This window comes from Streptomyces spinosisporus (genome assembly GCF_022698145.1).
Classification (GTDB): domain Bacteria; phylum Actinomycetota; class Actinomycetes; order Streptomycetales; family Streptomycetaceae; genus Streptomyces; species Streptomyces spinosisporus.
Genome location: NZ_JALDAX010000001.1, coordinates 894,643 through 913,257, shown reverse-complemented (window position 1 = coordinate 913,257; position 18,615 = coordinate 894,643). Strand labels below are relative to the sequence as shown.

General features: G+C 69.3%; 13 protein-coding genes and 2 pseudogenes. 11 read left to right on the top strand and 4 right to left on the bottom strand.

What is annotated here, in order from left to right:
* Nucleotides 1-50: 50 nt before the first annotated feature.
* The 4 genes and pseudogenes from MQN93_RS03895 (at nucleotide 51) to MQN93_RS03885 (ending at nucleotide 4,018) form a co-directional block, all read left to right on the top strand.
* Entirely contained in the window at nucleotides 51-761 is a 711-nt protein-coding gene (locus tag MQN93_RS03895; RefSeq protein WP_242708286.1) for a TetR/AcrR family transcriptional regulator, read from the top strand.
* Nucleotides 762-816: 55 nt separating this feature from the next.
* Nucleotides 817-1,079, top strand: a pseudogene (locus MQN93_RS44535) (IS982 family transposase); the annotation flags it as partial.
* 69 nt (nucleotides 1,080-1,148) lie between these two features.
* Nucleotides 1,149-1,526 (top strand): annotated as a pseudogene (locus MQN93_RS03890) (PucR family transcriptional regulator); the annotation flags it as partial.
* A gap of 605 nt (nucleotides 1,527-2,131) precedes the next feature.
* On the top strand, nucleotides 2,132-4,018 hold the full coding sequence (locus MQN93_RS03885; RefSeq protein WP_242708285.1) for an SMI1/KNR4 family protein: 1,887 nt from the start codon (nucleotides 2,132-2,134) through the stop codon (nucleotides 4,016-4,018).
* On the opposite strand, the gene MQN93_RS03880 is transcribed toward MQN93_RS03885, so the two are convergent.
* Entirely contained in the window at nucleotides 3,988-4,404 is a 417-nt protein-coding gene (locus MQN93_RS03880) for a helix-turn-helix domain-containing protein (RefSeq protein WP_242708516.1), read from the bottom strand. The genes MQN93_RS03885 and MQN93_RS03880 overlap by 31 nt on opposite strands.
* A 490-nt stretch (nucleotides 4,405-4,894) precedes the next feature.
* Here MQN93_RS03880 and MQN93_RS03875 point away from each other — a divergent pair, with 490 nt between their 5' ends.
* From MQN93_RS03875 to MQN93_RS03865, 3 genes are all read left to right on the top strand, one after another.
* Nucleotides 4,895-6,136, top strand: a complete 1,242-nt coding sequence (locus MQN93_RS03875; protein ID WP_242708284.1) for a cation:proton antiporter — start codon at nucleotides 4,895-4,897, stop codon at nucleotides 6,134-6,136.
* A gap of 84 nt (nucleotides 6,137-6,220) precedes the next feature.
* Nucleotides 6,221-7,519, top strand: a complete 1,299-nt coding sequence (locus tag MQN93_RS03870; RefSeq protein WP_242708283.1) for an ArsB/NhaD family transporter — start codon at nucleotides 6,221-6,223, stop codon at nucleotides 7,517-7,519.
* Between the two features lie 4 nt (nucleotides 7,520-7,523).
* Nucleotides 7,524-7,913: a GNAT family N-acetyltransferase gene (locus MQN93_RS03865; protein ID WP_242708282.1), complete on the top strand. Its 390-nt coding sequence runs from the start codon at nucleotides 7,524-7,526 to the stop codon at nucleotides 7,911-7,913.
* 12 nt (nucleotides 7,914-7,925) lie between these two features.
* Here the strand turns inward: MQN93_RS03865 and MQN93_RS03860 are convergent, their stop codons facing one another.
* On the bottom strand, nucleotides 7,926-8,987 hold the full coding sequence (locus MQN93_RS03860; RefSeq protein WP_372504256.1) for a PucR family transcriptional regulator: 1,062 nt from the start codon (nucleotides 8,985-8,987) through the stop codon (nucleotides 7,926-7,928).
* 346 nt (nucleotides 8,988-9,333) lie between these two features.
* On the opposite strand from MQN93_RS03860, the gene MQN93_RS03855 reads away from it, so the two are divergent.
* The 4 genes from MQN93_RS03855 to MQN93_RS03840 all read left to right on the top strand — a co-directional run bounded on the left by MQN93_RS03855 (nucleotide 9,334) and on the right by MQN93_RS03840 (nucleotide 17,061).
* A complete protein-coding gene (locus tag MQN93_RS03855; RefSeq protein ID WP_242708281.1) occupies nucleotides 9,334-9,768 on the top strand; it encodes a hypothetical protein in 435 nt (144 codons plus the stop codon).
* Nucleotides 9,769-9,884: 116 nt separating this feature from the next.
* Nucleotides 9,885-11,963, top strand: coding sequence for a flotillin family protein (locus tag MQN93_RS03850; RefSeq protein WP_242708280.1), 2,079 nt, complete (start codon nucleotides 9,885-9,887; stop codon nucleotides 11,961-11,963).
* A 76-nt stretch (nucleotides 11,964-12,039) separates the two neighbouring features.
* Nucleotides 12,040-16,902: a DNA repair ATPase gene (locus MQN93_RS03845; RefSeq protein ID WP_242708279.1), complete on the top strand. Its 4,863-nt coding sequence runs from the start codon at nucleotides 12,040-12,042 to the stop codon at nucleotides 16,900-16,902.
* Nucleotides 16,903-17,061, top strand: a complete 159-nt coding sequence (locus MQN93_RS03840; RefSeq protein ID WP_242708278.1) for a hypothetical protein — start codon at nucleotides 16,903-16,905, stop codon at nucleotides 17,059-17,061.
* A 422-nt stretch (nucleotides 17,062-17,483) separates the two neighbouring features.
* On the opposite strand, the gene MQN93_RS03835 is transcribed toward MQN93_RS03840, so the two are convergent.
* Nucleotides 17,484-17,960, bottom strand: coding sequence for a CBS domain-containing protein (locus tag MQN93_RS03835; RefSeq protein WP_242708277.1), 477 nt, complete (start codon nucleotides 17,958-17,960; stop codon nucleotides 17,484-17,486).
* Nucleotides 17,921-18,604 carry a hypothetical protein gene (locus MQN93_RS03830; protein WP_242708276.1) on the bottom strand — a complete coding sequence of 228 codons (684 nt, stop codon included), beginning with the start codon at nucleotides 18,602-18,604 and terminating at the stop codon, nucleotides 17,921-17,923. The genes MQN93_RS03835 and MQN93_RS03830 overlap by 40 nt, the downstream gene beginning before the upstream one ends.
* Nucleotides 18,605-18,615 lie beyond the last annotated feature (11 nt).

Sequence of the window (18,615 nt, the reverse complement as noted above, 5' to 3'; positions counted from 1 at the left end):
CCCAGTTGGATAGACGCCATCTAGTTAATATGACGCTAGTATGTCGGTTTATGGGCGTCAACAGCAGTGCGGCCGGCCGCGGGCGGCGCCGATACGACTCGCCGTTGCGTGACCAGCGAGCCCGGCAGACCCGGCAGGCGATCGTCGCGGCAGCGACCCGGCTCTTCGTCGCCCGCGGCTACGCGGCCACTTCCTTCGCCGACATCGCCGCGGATGCGGCGGTGGCGCGGCCGACCGTCTTTGCCGCCTTCGGTTCCAAGGCCGCGTTGCTGCGCGAGGTGGTGGACCAGGCACTCGCGGGCGACGACGAACCCGTGCCGGTAGCAGAGCGCCCCTGGTTCCGGCCAGTGCGCGCAGCACGGACTCCACAAGCGGTCCTGAACGCCTACGCCGAGGTCTGCCGCATCATCGGCGGACGCGCTGCGGAGGTCTTCGAGGTGGTGCGGCGGGCCGCCGACGAGGGCGCCGAATTGGCCGACCTATGGGAGACGATGCAGCGCAACCGGCGCGCGGGAGCCACCATGGTGATCGATCTCATCGAGGCACTTGAACCCGGGCCGCACGGCCTCGATCACGAACGCGCCGTCGACGTGGTGTGGGTGTTCAACGATCCTTCCCACTACCGGTCGCTGGTGCGGGCGTGCAACTGGAGCGAGCAGGAGTACACCGCCTGGATCGCCGACCAGATGCACCACGGCCTCGGCCTCGACGCCCCCGGGCCCGTATCCGGCAGCGCGGTACGCAACGAAGACGACTCGTAGCGCGGAAACACGGCGGATCTGGCCACAGGCTCAGGTCAGCAGCAGGCCGACCCGCCGACCCGCCGACCTGCTGCGGCCCTCGTTGAAGCGGGAGAAGAGGCCCAAGGGCGATGGCCTGCTCAAATCGGTGCGACAGCTGATCGAGTCCATGAACGACACCCTCAAGGGGCAGTTGGACCTGGAGCAGCACGGCGGACGGACCTTCGAGGGCGTCGCCGTCCGTGTCGCTCAGCGCATCCTCGCCATGGCCGCCGATATCTGGCGCAACCACAAGCCCGGCGTCCGAGCACGCGCTCGCTCGTCGCATTCGATCACTGAACACATCGGGCTTGTCGTCCAGACCGGACGCCGACTGCGGCTCCCGTCGGCCGGTTCGTCCCACACAGACTGGGCGCCCTCGACCTGGCCGACCTCCTGGAGTTGGACGATCCCGTCCTGCGCGCAGCGTATCTACTCGTCTACCCGGTCCTCACCCGCGACCGCCAGGCCACGGCTGATCTCGTCCGTAACACCCTGGGCCCGCTGGAGCGCGCACGCGGCGGTGCCCAGCCGCTGATCGACACCCTGAGCGCGTACTTCGACTCCGGGTGCATCGCCGCGGAGGCGGCGCGCCGGCTCAGTCTGAGTGTGCGCGCCTTGACCTATCGCCTGGAACGCATTCACAAGCTCACCGGTAGCAACCCCGCCGACGCGGTCCATCGCTACACCCTGCAGACCGCGGTGATCGGCGCGCGGCTGCTGGGGTGGCCTGACAACCAAGTGTGATGCGAGCGGGATGGACAGACGGGCATTGATGCCGCCCCCTCTGCCCGATTCGCGGGCGCCCGGACGTCTGCGACTATGGCCCTACCCCCTGCGGGCGTGTGCGACGGAACTGAGGGCATGAATGCCCCGTCTTGAGACGCGAGGGACGGGCCGGGGGTGCTGGAGGGGGATGTGTCCGAGGAGAGCGGCCGGTTCGCCGTCCTGTCCGCACTGCCGTTCGTCACGGCGGCCCGCAGTCCATTCGGGGCCATGGCAAGGGCGGCCTGCTGACGCTGGGAGTTGCAGGCCCGGGCGTCCTCGCTGAAACGTCTCACGTCACGCTGCCGTTCCGGCCACGGCATCGATCTTGATGACGCTGGCCCAGGCTTGCTCAATGGATCTCACCGCTCATGCGGTCCCTGACCTGCGGACAGTGCCACGGTTCGGTTCCCGTATAGCTATGGGCAGACGGTCACGTAGCGTTGGGTGACGGTCTGTCTGGGCCTGCCGCGGTAACCGCATACATCTCACCTGCGGAAACGCGGGTCGCTCCTGGAGCGGCCCGCCGTCGCGGTAGATGAGAACAGGTCGCCAGCGTTGTCAGTGCCGGGTGGCATCATCCCGCCATGAGCAGCGAGTCTTTCAACTGGCACGGCTTCCTGGGACGGTGGCAGCAGGAGTGGGTTCCGCGCGCGGATGAGGACGGCGAGCAGATCCTCGTCCGCCTGGGCAGGCCCGGGGCGGACGAGGCGGCGATCGCCGCGGCCGAGGAACGGCTGGGGCAGCGGCTGCCCCCCTCGTACCGGGGGTTCCTGGCCGTGACCGACGGGTGGCACGTCGACCAGACGGCCGGGATCTATCAGCTCGGCGGCACCTCGGACATCGACTGGTTCCAGGACCCGTACGACATGACCCGGCTGTACGAGCAGGATCTTGGCGACAACCCGCGCAGGGAGGACATCCTGCTGGCCGGGATGTGGCGACGGGCGCTACGGCTGGAGACGGCCTCCGACATGTCGTACGCCCTGCTCGACCCGGGCGACAGCGACCAGGACGGCGAGTGGGCGCTCTACATCTACAAGGGCTGGAGCGGTGAACTGCCGGACCGTTACCCGTCCTTCCGCGCGTACATGGAGGCCATGTATCGCGGCTTCCACTCCGACCGCGCGGACAGACCCGACTTCGTGAACGCGACCACGCGCGCCCAGGACGCGCATGTGGAGCAGGCTCGCCTGCTGGCCCTGCGCGGACGGTACGTGGAGGCCATGCCCCTGCTCGAGGAGGCGGTGTCCTTCGGAAGGCCGCGAAGCGCCGTCCTGCTGAACCAGCTGCGGCATCTGCTGGCTCCGAGGGAATCCCGGGATTACGGCACCCTGGTGGCCGACCTGCGCTACCTGCCCGAGATTCTGCCCGTGCAGGCCATGATGCCGGCGCGCGGCCAATGGCGGCTGGGCGGAGACGAGCACTGGCTCGGGATGATGACCGCTCGCGGGGTCGCCCGGGTAACCGCCGAGGGCGTACTGAGCGCGATGCGGGACGGCACCCATCGTTACGCGCCTCCCGGGCCATGGGGGCGGGCCGTCGCCGAGGCGTGGGAGGCGGCCCGCTGGGGGGCGGCCGATGCCGCGTGGCGGGTGCTGCGGGACGCGCTCCCGCTGTGGGAGGCGCCGGGACCGTTGCTGATCGCCCCTCTCGGTGTGCTCGCCGATCCGGTGCTGGGACCGCTGATCACTCCCGAGCGTGGGCGGGAAATCCTTGCGACACCGCGGGCCGGAGAGACGGGACCCGCGCCCGAGCCGGTGCCCGATCTCGACCCGCCGGGCCTCACCTGGCTGGCGGAGCCGGTCGCGAACCGGCAACGGTTCGACGGCTACCGCTGTGTCTGGGTCGAGGGGATCGACCCCGCCCGCCTGCCCGCCCTGATCGGCGAGGAAGGCGCCGAACTGAGCGCGCCCGTGGATCCGCAGAGGGCTTCCTGGCGGGCGCCCAGGCCCCACGAGCGGGACGGCGTGGAACTCTGGGAGGATCGGGCCGTCGTCGCCGTCGGCTGCACGGGCGAGGGGTGGGCCTTCGCTTTCGACGGCCACTCCCACCACTCTTTCAACGAGCTCTTCCTGTCCCCCGCGGCGGCCGCCTCCTCATCCGGCCGCGCGGTTGTGGTGTGGTCCGACCCGAGACGCTCGTCCCCGGGTGACCACCCGGCCGCGTTCCACCTGTCGGTGGCCGAACAGGGCGAGGAACTCTACGCCTTCACCGTGCGGGATAAGCGGATCCAGCGCTTCGGCGCGATACCCAAGGCCCTGGACCCTGCACGGCTGTTGCGCCCGGAGGACACTGCGCTCGACAACGAAAAGCGTATGTTGGAGGCCCTGCACGCCGAACTCGGGCTCTCGCTCCCCCGCTTCGCGCTGACCCAAGGCAGGCTCCGCACCTTCACCACCCGTTCCTGGACCCGGACGCCACGCACGGGCGAGCGCTTCGCCTACCTCAGCTTCGTGCGGCACCGGCCCTGAATCCTCGAAGTCCGCGTCTCTCGACCGGGTCCAGGACCGGGTGCGACGCCGGCGCACCCCCCGGCAAGCAGGATCCGGCGGACCTGACTGCGGCCGGCTTCGATGCCCAGCCGCCGGGCCTCGGCGGCCAGAGCATGCAAGGCCCACTCCGGCGGCCCGCATTCGGCCGCCGCAGCGAGCTCTCCGTCCGCCTGCACGGCCGGCCGACCCGGCGGCGACTGCATGACCAGGCCGATGATCCGTGAGCGTTCCGCCTCGGTGATCCGCCGCTTGCGGCCCTGCCCACCCAGATCCTCCAGTCCCTGCAGGCCCAAGCGGTTGAAGCGGTGCAACCAGCGACACACCGTCTTGGGACTGCACCTCAACTCATCCGCGATGGCCGGCATCCGCTGCGAGCGCCAGCTCAGCTCGACCATCCGAGCGCGCAGCGCAAGATCCCGCGGCGCCTTGCGTGCTCGCGACAGCCGACGCACGACCCGTTGCTCGTTCTCGTCACGGCTCGGCCGCGCCCGTAACACCACCGTCCAGCACCCGCCCCCTAACACCCGAACCAGCCCGCCACCAGGACATACACCCAGCGAAAGAGGAACCCAGCACCAGGCGGCCCGAAGACCTCCCGAGCCCCAAGGGGCGTACGGCACTCGGGCCAGGGCAGCGGCCCCACAGCACAGCTCCATCAGGAACACGCCGCCGCCCCCACCACAAGCAGGTCCGCACTCAGGATGCTGCCGGAACCCGGCAACGTTCGGCTCTGGGCAGTGCCAGTTAGTGATCTGTCAAAAACGCATCAAGTGCAGGTAAGGTTCCACTTGGTGTGCCGGGAAGCCTGGTCGGCGAGCAAGGGACGAATCTCTCTTCCGATCGGGGGCGTACGCCATGGTGCTCGTGGTGGTGTTCGGCGTCGCACTTCTCGTGGCGGTGCTGTTGTCCGGTCTGGCAGCACGCACGGTGCTCTCCACCTCCTTCCTCTTCCTGGTCGGCGGTGCGCTCGTCAGTGACGGCTTCCTCGGATTGATCCACATCACGCCGGACAGCGAGATCGTGTCCGGGACGGCAGACCTCGCCCTGTTCGCGGTGCTGTTCACCGACGGCATGCACGTCGCGCTGCCCAAACTGCGCACCGGCTGGAAGAACCCGGCGCGCGCCCTGGGCCTGGGCATGCCTCTCGCCTTCGTCTTCATGGCCCTGATCACCCACTACCTGGTGGGCCTGGACTGGACGACCTCGTTCCTCGTCGGCGCGGTGCTGGCGCCGACCGACCCCGTCTTCGCCTCGGCCATCGTCGGGCGGGCCGAAGTCCCGGCGAAGCTGCGGCAGTTGCTGAACGTGGAGAGCGGCATCAACGACGGGCTGGCCCTGCCCGTCGTGCTCATCCTGATCGCAACCGCCGGGCCGACCGCCGGCGGCGCAGAGGCATCCGGCTCGAAGATCGCTCTGGAACTGATGCTGGGCCTGGTCCTCGGCATCGCCCTTCCCCTGCTCGTCAATGCCCTCATCCGCTTCCGCCTGCTGGGTGCCGAGCCGAAGCTGCAGCCGCTGCTTCCACTGGCCACCGGCATCATCCTGTACGCGGCCTGTCACCTGACCCACGCCAACCCCTACCTGGCGGCATTCTCCGCGGGCGCGGCTCTCGCGCACGTCTCGCCGGAAGCCAAGGCGTCCTTCGAGCCGCTGGGCGAGGCGCTGGCGGAACTGGCGAAGTTCGCGGCGCTGCTGGTGTTCGGCGCGCTGCTCACCCCGCATCTGTTCGCCGACCTGTCGTTCGGCGGCTACGTGGCGGTGCTCCTGGCGATCGTGCTGATCCGCCCGGCGTCGCTGCTGATCTCACTGCTCGGCACGGGCATCTCCCGCAAGGAGAAGCTGGTGGCGGCCTGGTTCGGCCCGAAAGGCTTCGCGTCGGTGGTCTACGGGCTGTTGGTGCTGCAGTCCGGCATCCCGCGCGCGGAGGAGGCGTTCACGCTGATCGCGGTGTGCATCGCGTTCTCGATCGTCGCTCACAGCTCCACGGACGTACCGATCGCCCGGGCCTTCGACGTCGAGGACCTGGCCGGTATCCCGGAGCCGGACAAGGACACGGACAGAAAGCCCACGGAAGGCCGCGCCCATGTCCACCCCTGACCTGCCCAGGCCCGACGCCACCGCGTCCACGGACGACGACTTGGTCGCCACTGACGCCCTGTTGGAACACTTCATCGGAGGACCGTGAACAACTTCCACAGTTGGGCGGCGGTCGTCGTCTTCGTCGGCGCCTACGCCCTGATCATCAGCGAGAAGATCCACCGCGTCGCCGTGGCACTCGGCGGCGCGGGACTGATGCTCGCGATCAGGGCGACCGACGACAAGTCTGCCTTCTACTCCGAACACAGCGGCATCGACTGGAACGTCATCTTCCTGCTGATGGGCATGATGATGATCGTCGGCGTTCTGAAGAAGACCGGCATGTTCGAGTACCTGGCCATCTGGTCGGTGAAGCGAGCACGGGCCAAACCCTTCCGGGTCATGGCGATGCTCGTCGTGATCACCGCAGTGGCATCCGCTCTGCTCGACAACGTAACCACGGTTCTGCTGATCGCGCCGGTGACCTTGCTGGTCTGCGAGCGGCTGGCGCTTGCGGCGACCCCCTTCCTGATCGCCGAGGTGTTCGCCTCCAACGTCGGCGGCACCGCGACCCTCGTCGGCGACCCGCCCAACATCATCATCGCCAGCCGCGCCGGCCTGAACTTCAACGACTTCCTGGTTCACCTGGCCCCGATCGTGGCCGTCCTGGTGGTCGCCCTCCTCGCGCTGTGCCGGGTGATGTTCCGCAAGTCCTTCGTCTACGACGGGGATCGCGCCACCGAGATCATGGCGCTGGAGGAACGCGAGGCGATCAAGGACCCGCGCCTGCTGGTTCAGGGACTGATCGTCCTCGCGTTGGTGGTCGCCGGATTCGTGCTGCACCCGGTGCTGCACTACGCGCCGAGCATCGTGGCCCTGCTCGGCGCCGGACTGCTCATCGCCGTCTCCACTGCGGAGACCAGGGACGTCCTGTCGGAGGTGGAGTGGCCCACGCTGGCCTTCTTCGCCGGGCTGTTCATCATGATCGGCGGACTGATCGAGACCGGTGTGATCGGCGAGATCTCCAAGAGCCTGGCCGATGTGATCGGTGACAACGAACTCGGCGGCTCCACGACGCTGCTGGGCGCCTCCGCCGTCCTGTCCGGCATCGTCGACAACATCCCGTACGTCGCGACGATGGCCCCCATCACCAGCGACCTCGTCCACAACATGGGCGGCGCGGGCGACCACGTCATGTGGTGGGCCCTGGCGCTGGGGGCCGACCTGGGCGGTAACGCCACCGCGATCGGCGCAAGTGCCAACGTCGTGGTTCTCGGCATCGCCGAGCGCAACCGCCAGCCCATCTCCTTCTGGCAGTTCACCAAGTACGGCCTGGTCGTCACCGTCGTCACCGTGGGCCTGGCTCTCGGCTATGTGTGGCTGCGCTACTTCGCGTTCGGTTGATCCCGTGCCCGACATACCTGCAGAGGCTGAGGACAGCTCGGATCAACGCACCACGACCGAGATACTGCTCCTCGACGGCCGGAACACCATCATCGGGCGGCTTCGATACCGCACCTGCCGCCGGTGCCGCACGGGGCGCATCCTCGACGTCTGGGTCCTCGATGCATGGCAGCGCCAGGGCCTCGGGAGTGACCTCGTCCGCGTGCTGCTCACGCGCTGTCCGGGCGTTCGGTGGACCACCACGGTGCAAACGCGGACAGGACGGTTGTTCTTCACGGCGATGACCGAGGAGACATCGGTCTCCTTTCCGCAACGTGAACCACCGTGTGCCCATCTGGCAGGACGGTTCATCCGTGGATGGCGGCGAGCCATCAGCTGGTGGCGCCTTCGCTGACCGCCGGCTCAGTCACACGTCGTCGTCCGGCCAGCCCAGGAGCCGGGCGCCGATCACCGCTGTCTGCAGGGTGTAGCGGTGGACGGAGTCGGCCGGGTCCGCGCCGGTGAGCTTGTGGATGCGCTCCAGACGGTAGGTGAACGCGCGCACGCTCAGGTTCAAACGGCGGGCCGCCTCCGCCGCAATGCACCCCGAGTCGAAATAGGCGGTCAGCGTCTCCACGAGCGGACCGGCGCCGCCTCGAGCGGCGCGCAGCGGGCCGAGCGTGTTGTGGACCAGGTCGGCCATGGCCTGCCGGTCGCGGGTCAGGACCGGATAGACGAGAAGGTCGGCGGCGCGCAGCACCGGTTCACGGATGTCCAGCCGGCCGGCCAGATCGAGAGCGTTGAGGGCCTCTTCGTAGGAGTGGACCACTCCCCCGGCGCCCGGGTGGGGCCGGCCGACGGCGACCTGTCCCCCTTCGGTGGCCGCGTAGGCGTGCTTGGCGAAGAAGGCCAGGACGTCGTCCTGGTCACCGGGCGCGATGCAGATCAGTCGTCCCTCCTTCGTGGTGAGCAGGATGCGCCGCTCGCCGAACCGTCCGACCACGGCGCTCTCCACCTGCCGGGTGGCCGGGTGGGTGTCCTCGACGGGTTTGCTGCCCTGGGCGACGGCGACCGCGTGCGCACGCGAGAGGACCAGGCCGAAACGTTCCGCGCGTTCGGCCAGCCGGCCCAGGTCGCTGCGGCCGTAGAGCAGGTCGTCGATGAACTCCCGGCGCACGGCTTCCTGCTGCCGTACGGCGAGTCGCTGGGCGCGTTCATGGCCTTCCGCGAAGGCATCGATCGCCTGCTCCACGGCAGCGAGTACCCGGTTTCCGTCCGTGGCGGACAAGGCCGGCCAGTTCTCACGGGTAGCGGTCAGATGCCGCCGAACAAGAGCCCGCAGTCCGACACCGGCTTCCGCGGCGTTTTCCCCCCGGGCCCGCAGCGACTCCAGCTCGTCCCGTGAAAGGCGTCGGCCCGTCGCACAGACATCGGCCAGGATCTGGACGTACTCCTCCAGATCCTCGTCGCGGATCTCCCGCCCTGTCACCCGTCCTCCCGTGTCCTTGACGCCCCGCTGGCGTATTCCCTACGCCTGCCGCACAAGAGTGACAGATCTCGGCTGGTGAGAGCACCGGCCGTCACAGCACCGGCCGGTGACAGACGGCACAAGCCGTCGCCGCCGTCATCGACCACCACGCCCACGTTCGGTACCCGGCCCGATGTGTCGGTGTCCGGCATCAAGAAGGCGTCAAGACTGCCGGAAAACGGCAATGCCAGGCAGAGCCGGGGCAGTTCAAGATGGGCCTGGCAGAAACAGGGGAGCAGTCCCGGTGCCGTGCTCTGGCAACAGTGGTGGCACCGGGACTGGAGCCGCGAAATCCGGGGGTGAGGTCATGGGGCAGGTCGTCGAGGCCGCCGCACAGTTCCCCACCGTCATCCTCACTTCCGCCGTGGTGGTCGTTCTCGGCTACTGGCTCCTGGTCCTGCTGGGCCGGGCCGACGCACGCGGCTTTGACGCCGACGCCCCGTCATGGGCCAGGGCGCTGCACGGCGTGCCGGTCGCCGTCAGTGCCTCCGGCGCGATCGTGATTGCCTGGCTCGTCACCCTCACCGGCATGGTCCTGATGGAGCCGACGCGCTTGACATGGTTCGGCGATGCCGCGGCCCGCGTCGGGCTCCTCGCGCTGTCCGGGCTCGTCGCATGGCCGGTGACACATGCTCTCGCGGCCCCACTCGCCAGGCTCTTGCGCGACCGGTGCGAGCCGCACCGACGAGATACAGCAGCAGGTACGCCAGGCGCTCCCGGCCGTAGCCACTCCCGACGCTGACCGGCCGCCCCCGGCAGTCGGACCCCTGAGGGCCACACCTACGCCTGCTCGCGCCCGTCCTGACCTCGCACCCCGCCAACGAGGCCTCAACTCTTCGCAGACTCCAAGGACTTCGTATGAATGCCATCACCGTGGGCATCGGCGCCCTCGTCGCCGCCTGCCTGCTCATCGCAGCCGCCGTGCTGCTCGTCGTCTCCCGCCTGTTCCGCAAGGTGGAACAGGGCAAAGCGCTGATCGTCTCCAAGGTGCGGAAGGTCGACGTCACCTTCACCGGACAGGTCGTCCTGCCTGTGCTGCACAAGGCCGAGGTGATGGACATCTCGGTCAAGGCCATCGAGATCACACGAGCCGGCAAGGACGGGCTGATCTGCCGGGACAACATCCGCGCCGACATCCGCATCTCGTTCTTCGTAAAGGTCAACAAGACGGTCGAGGACGTCATCAAGGTCGCTCAGGCCGTCGGCACGGCACGCGCCAGCGACCAGAAGACGCTGCAGGAGCTGTTCCACGCCAAGTTCTCCGAAGCGCTGAAGACCGTCGGCAAGCAACTGGACTTCACCGACCTCTACACCAAGCGCGAAGAGCTGCGGTACCGGATCATCGAGGTCATCGGTGTCGACCTCAACGGCTACCACCTGGAAGACGCGGCCATCGACTACCTGGAGCAGACTCCGCTGACCCAGCTCGACCCGGCCAACGTTCTCGACGCCCAGGGCATCCGCAAGATCACCGAACTGACGGCGGTCGAGCACGTGCGCACCAACGAGGCACAGCGCACGGAGGAGAAGGAGATCACCCGGCAGAACGTGGACGCCCGGGAGGCCATCCTGGAGCTGGAGCGCCGCCAGGCCGACGCCGAGATCAAGCAGCGGCGGGAGATCGACACCGTACGGGCCCGTGAGGAGGCCGAGACCGCGCAGGTGGTGGAGGAGGAGCGGCTGCGGGCACAGTCCGCGTTCCTCAAGACCGAGGAACAACTCGGCGTCCAGCGCGAGAACCAGGCACGTGAGGTCGCCGTCGCGGCGAAGAACCGCGAGCGGGTCATCGCTGTCGAGAACGAGCGCATCGAGAAGGACCGCCTCCTGGAAGTCATCGCCCGCGAGCGGGAGACACAGCTGACGCAGATCGCCGCGTCCAAGGAGGTCGAGGCGGAGAAGCGGGAGATCGCCGAGGTCATCCGCGAGCGGGTCGCCGTGGACCGTACGGTCGCCGAGCAGGAGGAGTCCATCAAGACCCTGCGTGCCGTGGAGGAGGCGGAGCGACAGCGTCAGGCCGTCGTCATCGCCGCCGAGGCCGAGGCCCAGGAGAACCTGGTCAAGGACATCAAGGCCGCGGAGGCTGCCGAGCAGGCCGCCGTCCACCGGGCCGCCGAGGAACTCACCCTGGCCGAGGCCCGGTTGAAGACCTCCGACCTCGACGCGCAGGCCAAGCTGCGGCTGGCCGAGGGAGTCCAGGCCGAGTGCGCGGCCGAGGGCCTGGCCGCGGTCCAGGTCCGCGACAAGGAGGCGGACGTCATCGAGAAGGCCGGTCGCGCGGAGGCCGAGGCGACCGCGGCCCGCCTGCGGGCGGAGGCCGAGGGCACCGAGGCGTGCATGCGCGCCGAAGCCGAGGGCGGCCGGGCCAAGGCACTCGCCGAGGCCGCGGGCATCGGCGAGAAGCTGAAGGCGGAGGCGGCCGGCCTCACCGAGAAGGCGGCGGCCATGGCTGCCCTCGACGACGCCTCCCGTGGCCACGAGGAGTACCGGTTGCGGCTGCAGGCGGAGAAGGAGATCCGCCTCGCGGGCCTCGACGCGCACAAGCAGGTCGCCGAGGCGCAGGCCACGGTGCTGGCGACCGGGCTGGAGAACGCCGACATCAACATCGTCGGTGGCGAGTCGGTCTTCTTCGACCGGCTGGTGTCCTCGATCGCGCTCGGCAAGGGCGTCGACGGTTTCGTCCAGCACTCCGAGACCGCGCAGGCTCTGGCCAAGCCCTGGCTGGAGGGCACCGCGAGCTTCACGGACGACCTCAGCCACATCCTCGGTTCGGTGTCGACGGCCGATGTGCAGAACCTGACCGTGTCCGCCCTGCTGATGAAGCTGATGAACCGCGGTGGCGCGGATGCCGGACAGCTCCAGCAACTCCTGGACAAGGCCGGGGAGCTGGGTGTCGCGGACACCTCCCTGGCGGCGCTCAACGGCAACGCCACGGTCTGACCCGCCCATGGTCTGCAGCCGCCGCACGGGGGCGGCTGCGGACCACGTCTTCTCCTGACCTTCTGAGAGGGACCCCATGACCACCGGCTTGGACACCGGTACGTACGAGGTGCTGCGTGACCGGCTCGCCGCGCAGGCGGCCGAGCTCGGCCGGCGCGCCGAGGCGCTCAACGCCCGCCGCGGCGAGGAGTTCGGCTCGATGCGGCTGCAACTCATCCGCACCGAGCGGCTGCGCACCGAGCACACCTGTGTGCCCCGCGACATCGTCGCCGTCGGCGGGAGGCTGCTGTTCGGGCACAGCGTCTTCCCCGGGCGGGCGTCCGAGACGGCCGTGGGTGATGTCTTCACCCTGCACGACCGGGACCTGAACCGGCTGCCCGACGACGCCGTGCCCGGCCTGCTGGACGATCCCGTCTTCGTCCACGAGTTCGCGGCGCTCCACCGCTACTACCGCCACGCCCGCCTTCTCCAACTCCGCCATGTTGACGGCAAGTTGCTGGCCGTTTTCCAGACGGGCGAGAAGGCCGGGGACATCCGCGTCCTGCGTTGGGCGATGTCCGACGAGGGCCGGGTGGCCTTCCTGGACGCGCGCGGTGACCGCGACCACGTCCTGCCGCCTTCCCACGACGTCGAGTGGACCGACACCACTCGCGAGGACCACGTTCTGGGCCGTCATCCGCACGTCTCCGTCGAAGGCGAGCTTTTCGTCGAAACGCTCGGCGGCACCCTCACCGTCAAGGCCGAGGACGACACCGAGACCGGCGAGGGCATCTACGAGGAGCCGGTCGACGAGCCGCTGCAGTCCCTCGCCGATGCCGGCATCGCCTACGCGCGTGCGGGCGCCCTGATCCTGCTGCGCATCCTCCCTTACAAGGAGGACACCCACCGCTACCTGGTCTTCAACACCCTCACCAAAGCCGTCGTCCGCCTCGACGGCATCGGCCGGGCCTGCCGTCGCCTGCCCGAGGACCAGGGCATCGTCTTCCCGGGTGGCTACTGCCTGGCCACCGGCCTGTACAAGACGTTCGACGGTATCGACACGGCGGACCTGGAGTTCGAACGCGTGGTGCGCTCCCCGAATGGCGAGGACGTGCTGTTCGCGTTCCAGGCACGCGCGGCGGGCCGCAGCCTTCTCCTGCCCTACAACCTGATCCGCAAGGAAGTCTCCACCCCGCTGGCCTGTCACGGCTGGGCGCTCTTCGAGGACGGCGCGCTCGTCGTGCTGCGCGCCGACGGGGACGAACCGCAGCGCGTGCACCCGGTGCAGCTGTGGAACTCCCCGTACGTGTCCGACACCCACGCTGCCACCCGGCCCGTCGGCACCGGCCCGCTCGGCCGCGTCGGCAACGCCGACCTCGTCCGCGGCATCTCCGACTGCCTGTCCATCACCCGTGCCGTCGCCGAGACCACACCGACCACCGAGGTCTACGCGGCGCTGGCTGCCGCCTGCGTCCGGACTGCCGACTCCCACCACTGGCTGGCAGAGCCCGAACTGGGCGATCTGCGCGCCCCGTTGGAGCAGGTACGGGAGACGGCCGAGCAGGTGCTGGCCGAGTTCGAGACCGTACAGGCGCTGACCCGTCAGGCCGCCGACGCGCTCACCGACGCCACCTCGCGGATCGCCCGGGTGGTGCGCCGGCTGCGGGGTGAGGCTCCCCGCGAAGCCTCTGCCTGGGTGTCGGGGCTGACCGAACTGCGGTACGCGCAAGGGCATCTGCTCACCCTCAAGGACCTGCGGTACGCCGACATCGGCCGCATCGACGAGATCGCCGCGGACGTCGACGCCGACGTCGCGGCGTTCGGCCAACGGGCCGTCGCCCACCTGGCCCGTGAGGACGCCTTCGCCGCCCACCACGCCGCCGTCGAACAGCTCGTCGCGGATGCCGAGGCGATCACCACGGTCGCCGGAGCCGCCCCGCTCGCGACCCGCCTCGACGAACTGGCCGACGGGCTGCGGACGGTGGCGGAGGTAGTCGCCGGCCTCGACATCGCCGACGCCACCGTCCGCACCTCCATCCTGGAACGCATCGCCGAGGTCCTCGGCGGGGTCAACCGTGCCCGCGCCACACTCGACGTCCGTCGTCGCGCGCTCCTCGACCGCGAAGGACGGGCGGAGTTCGCCGCCGAGTTCGCGCTGCTCGGTCAGGCCGTCACCGGCGCGCTCGCGGCCGCCGACAGCCCCGAATCATGCGACGAGCAACTTGCCCACCTGCTCGTGCAGGTGGAGAACCTGGAGTCCCGCTTCGCGGAGTTCGACGACTTCCTCGGCGAGCTCGCGGACAAACGTGACGACATCCACGAGGTCTTCGCCTCCCGCAAACAGTCCCTCGCCGACACCCGCGCCCGCCGCGCCGAACGCCTCGCCGACTCGGCCACCCGCGTCCTGCGGACCCTCGCCCGCCGGGCGGCCTCGCTCGCCGACACGGACGCCGTCGCCACGTACTTCACCTCCGACCCGATGCCTGCGAAGGTCCGCCGCACCGCGGACGAACTACGCCAACTCGGAGACCAGGTACGTGCGGAGGAGCTGGACGGGCGCCTGAAGGCCGCCCGCCAGGAGGCCCTTCGTTCCCTGCGGGACCGCACCGACCTGTATGCCGACGGCGGCCGCACCCTCCGCCTGGGCACCCACCGCTTCGCCGTCAACACCCAGCCCCTCGACCTCACTCTGGTCCCGCACGGCGACGGCCTGGCCTTCGCCCTGACCGGCACCGACTACCGCCGTCCCCTCACCGACCCGGACTTCGCCGCCACCCGCCCCTACTGGGACCGCGCCCTGCCGTCGGAGTCACCCGTGGTCTACCGCGCCGAACACCTTGCCACGCGCCTGCTCGACGAGCACGGTCCCGCCGCACTGACCGGGGCCGACCTCGACACGCTCGTACGGCAGGCCACGGAGGCCGCGTACGACGAAGGCTACGAGCGCGGGGTTCACGACCACGACGCGGTCCTGATCCTCACCGCCGTGCTGCGCCTGCACGAGGGCGCGGGCCTGCTCCGGCACGAACCCGCCGCCCGCGCCGCCGCCCAGCTGTTCTGGGCGCACGGCACGACACCCGCGTCACGCGAGAGCTGGACCCGGCGCGCGGTGTCACTGGCCCGTGCCCGGGACACCTTCGGGCTGGGACCCGCCATCGCCGACCTGCAGCAGGAACTGGCGGAGGCCATCACCGCGTCGGGCGGCAGCAAAGACGCGAGCGCCGCCGGTGCCTACCTCTTCGAGGAGCTGACCAGCACCCCCGACGGCTTCGTCATCAGCAGCGGCACCCGCACCCTGCTCGACAAGTTCCGCCGCACCGTGGGCACTTCGGCATACGACGACGATCTCGCCCAACTCGGCGACCTGGCCGCCCGCAGGCAACTCGTCGAGGCCTGGCTGTCCTCGTACGCCGCATCCACCGGCACGGACCTCGCCCAGGGCGACCTGGCTGAGGCGGTGGCCGCCGAACTCTGCAGCGATCTGCCCCGCTACGACTGCGACGCGCCGCTGACCGAAACCGTCGACGGCCTCCTCGGCACTCATCCACGCATCCGAGGCGGCAGACTCGTGCTCCGCGTCGACGAACTCCTCGCCCGCACCCGCGACTTCCGCGCGACCGACCTCCCCGGCCACCGCGCCTACCAGCGCCGGCGCGTGGCCCTGGTGACCGCGGAACGCACCAGGCTGCGCCTGGACGAGCACCGGCCACGGGTCATGTCCGCGTTCGTCCGGGGTCGGCTCATCGACGAGGTGTACCTCCCGCTCATCGGCGACAGCCTCGCCAAACAGCTCGGCACCACCGGTGACTCCAAGCGCACCGACACCGGCGGACTCTTGCTGCTTCTCTCCCCGCCCGGCTATGGCAAGACGACGCTCATGGAGTACGTCGCCGACCGCCTCGGACTGATCCTCGTCAAGGCCAATGGCCCGGCGCTGGGCCGCACCGTAACCTCACTCGACCCGGCCGAGGCCCCGAACGCCACGGCCCGCCAGGAGATCGAGAAGATCAACTTTGCGCTGGAGGCGGGCAACAACACCCTCCTCTACCTGGACGACATCCAGCACACATCGCCCGAGCTGCTGCAGAAGTTCATCCCGCTGTGCGACGCCACCCGCCGCATCGAGGGCGTCCGTGACGGAAAACCTCGCACCTACGACCTGCGCGGCAAGCGGTTCGCCCTCTGCATGGCGGGCAACCCCTACACCGAGTCCGGCACCCGCTTCCGCGTCCCGGACATGCTCGCCAACCGCGCCGACGTGTGGAACCTCGGCAACGTCCTCACCGGCAAGCAGGATGTCTTCGCGCTCAGTTTCATTGAGAACGCCCTCACCGCCAACCCGGTGCTCGCTCCCCTCGCCGGCCGCGACCGCGGCGACCTCGACCTGCTGCTCCGCCTCTCCGAGGGCGACCCGACGGCACGCGCCGACCAGCTCACGCACCCCTACGCACCTGCCGAGCTGGAGCGGATCCTGGCCGTACTGCGACACTTGCTCGCAGTCCGCGAGACAGTCCTGGCGGTCAACGCCGCCTACATCACCTCCGCCGCCCAGACGGACGCCGCCCGCACCGAGCCGCCCTTCCAGCTCCAGGGCTCCTACCGCAACATGAACAAGATCGCGCAACGCATCCAGCCCGTCATGAACGACACCGAACGCGACGCCGTGATCGACGACCACTACACGGCCGAGGCCCAGACCCTCACCACCGGAGCCGAGGCCAGCCTTCTAAAGCTGGCCGAACTTCGCGGCACGCTGACCGCCGAACAGGCAGACCGCTGGGCCGAGATCAGGGCCGCCTATATCCGGGAACAGGCGCTCGGCAGCCCGGAAGACGACCAGCTCACCCGAGCCGTGTCCACCCTCGGCCTGCTCGCCGACCGCCTTGCCGCAGTCGAGTCCGCCATCAACCGCGCCACCGACCCACATGGCCGGCATGCGGCCGGGCGACAGGAGGAATGAATGATGGTCTGCTTCCTGATCCCGCTCACCGCCGCTGTCCTGATCATCGCAAGCGGCACCGCCGTTCTCATCCGCCGCGACCGAAGGCGCATGGAAGGCGGCGCCGAAACACGGCGGATCGAGTCGGCGGCCATCCGGGGACTGCGTGAAGGCGATTGATTCGACCACTTGTCCTCGGTCCGAGAATGTCTCGTCAAAGCCGAAGACGAACTGCGGGCCCGTGCCTAGCCTGATCCATGACCGTCGCTGGGCGCGGGACTCGTGCCGTGTGGCGTTCTGCGGGCTGCTGCCGTTCGCGATGCTGATGGTCCTCGATGCAACACTCGTACGATTGACCCGAACGCGGGTGGGGAGCGGTCTCGCCGTGCTGTTCGCGGTCGTCCTGACGCCGCCAAGGGTGAGCGCGGCCAACGGCGCACTCATCTCATGTGGCCATGTGACCCACCGGCGGATTTGGGCCGACCATCTGATAATCGTTCGGGTGTCCGAGGGACGTGCCCCGCGACTGGTTCTCACGGATACGTCCGGAAGACGACCCTGCGGTGCGGCATGGACTGACCCGACGCGCGTGGACGGCCCTACTACTTGAGGCTCGACGCGCCTGAGGCGCCCAGCAGTTGGTGCAGGAGGTGCGCGGCGGTGATCACACCGAGAAGACGCGCACCGTCCTTCGCCTTGTCTGCCACCGCCACCAGCGGGCTGCGCACCTGTGCCATCAGCGCGGCCACCTCCAGCGCGGTGTCGTCCGGGTCGGCGATCGGCGGCGGGGCCGCCTTGCTGGGCAGGCACTCCCCCACCCGGCGGCCGGCCAACGCCTGGCAGATCCGGTCGGCGTGCTTCTCGTCGACGACAGCCGCAAGCGTCGGATCCTCGATGACATAGGCAGGCACCAACACCTTGATCATCTGAGAGGCCGGCAGGATCGCCTTCGGCTCGCCCCGCTCGTCGAGCACCAGCAGGCCCGGCAGCTTGTGCTCGGCCATCAGCCTGGCCGCTTCCATCGCGTCGCTGTCGACGCTCACCGTGGGGTATTCGACCGCCAGGTCACGAGCGCGCACGGCAGGCTCCTCATTCGCTCAAAAACGTTCCTGTGGTTCAGCGTCGTACACAATCGCAGCACGGACCAGGCCATTGACGCGAAACATACGCGGCCACGCCCGCCGTGTTTTACCGACCGCCCGTAGTCCTGCCCGTGATGTCCGTCTGGGACTGTGGCCAGCACGTCCTGGGCTTGTTTACCGACCGTGTCCGGGAGGTCTGTCATGTTCTGGAGTCGGTACGGAGGACGAGTGGCACGGCACGTGGTGGTCGGGGACTTGCGGGTCCAGCAGATCGAGTGGAAGGACGGGCGGCGGTCGGCGTTCTGGGCGTCGCCCCATCCGCTGTACATCGAGAGCTCGAGCTGGTGGGCGAACGTGGGCAGCCCTGTGTCGCTGTAGCTGTAGCTGATGACGACCATGTCGGCTTCGCCGGTGACCGTCGTCGTTCCGTTCACGGTCCGCGTCGTGGTGTACGTGAGCCCGGTCACCAGGCAGATCTGGGTGCGGGTGCCGAGGATGATGCCGTTGGCGTCCTCGCACCACTGGGGCGGGTCAACCACCTGCGCGCCGAGCGAGTTCTGCGCCAGGAACTCAGGAAGATCGGCTGGCTTGGTTTCCTGCACGCACACCGAGGTGCCCCCTCGGCGTTCGGCTCGGTACACGTTTCCAGCGT

What these genes read in the sequence shown, in the direction of transcription:
- MQN93_RS03845 (WP_242708279.1), top strand. Translation starts at nt 12,040, where the DNA reads ATGACCACCGGCTTGGACACCGGTACGTACGAGGTGCTGCGTGACCGG.
- MQN93_RS03885 (WP_242708285.1), top strand. Translation starts at nt 2,132, where the DNA reads ATGAGCAGCGAGTCTTTCAACTGGCACGGCTTCCTGGGACGGTGGCAG.
- MQN93_RS03875 (WP_242708284.1), top strand. Translation starts at nt 4,895, where the DNA reads ATGGTGCTCGTGGTGGTGTTCGGCGTCGCACTTCTCGTGGCGGTGCTG.
- MQN93_RS03840 (WP_242708278.1), top strand. Translation starts at nt 16,903, where the DNA reads ATGATGGTCTGCTTCCTGATCCCGCTCACCGCCGCTGTCCTGATCATC.
- MQN93_RS03895 (WP_242708286.1), top strand. Translation starts at nt 51, where the DNA reads ATGGGCGTCAACAGCAGTGCGGCCGGCCGCGGGCGGCGCCGATACGAC.
- MQN93_RS03880 (WP_242708516.1), bottom strand. Translation starts at nt 4,404, where the DNA reads ATGCCGGCCATCGCGGATGAGTTGAGGTGCAGTCCCAAGACGGTGTGT.
- MQN93_RS03855 (WP_242708281.1), top strand. Translation starts at nt 9,334, where the DNA reads ATGGGGCAGGTCGTCGAGGCCGCCGCACAGTTCCCCACCGTCATCCTC.
- MQN93_RS03850 (WP_242708280.1), top strand. Translation starts at nt 9,885, where the DNA reads ATGAATGCCATCACCGTGGGCATCGGCGCCCTCGTCGCCGCCTGCCTG.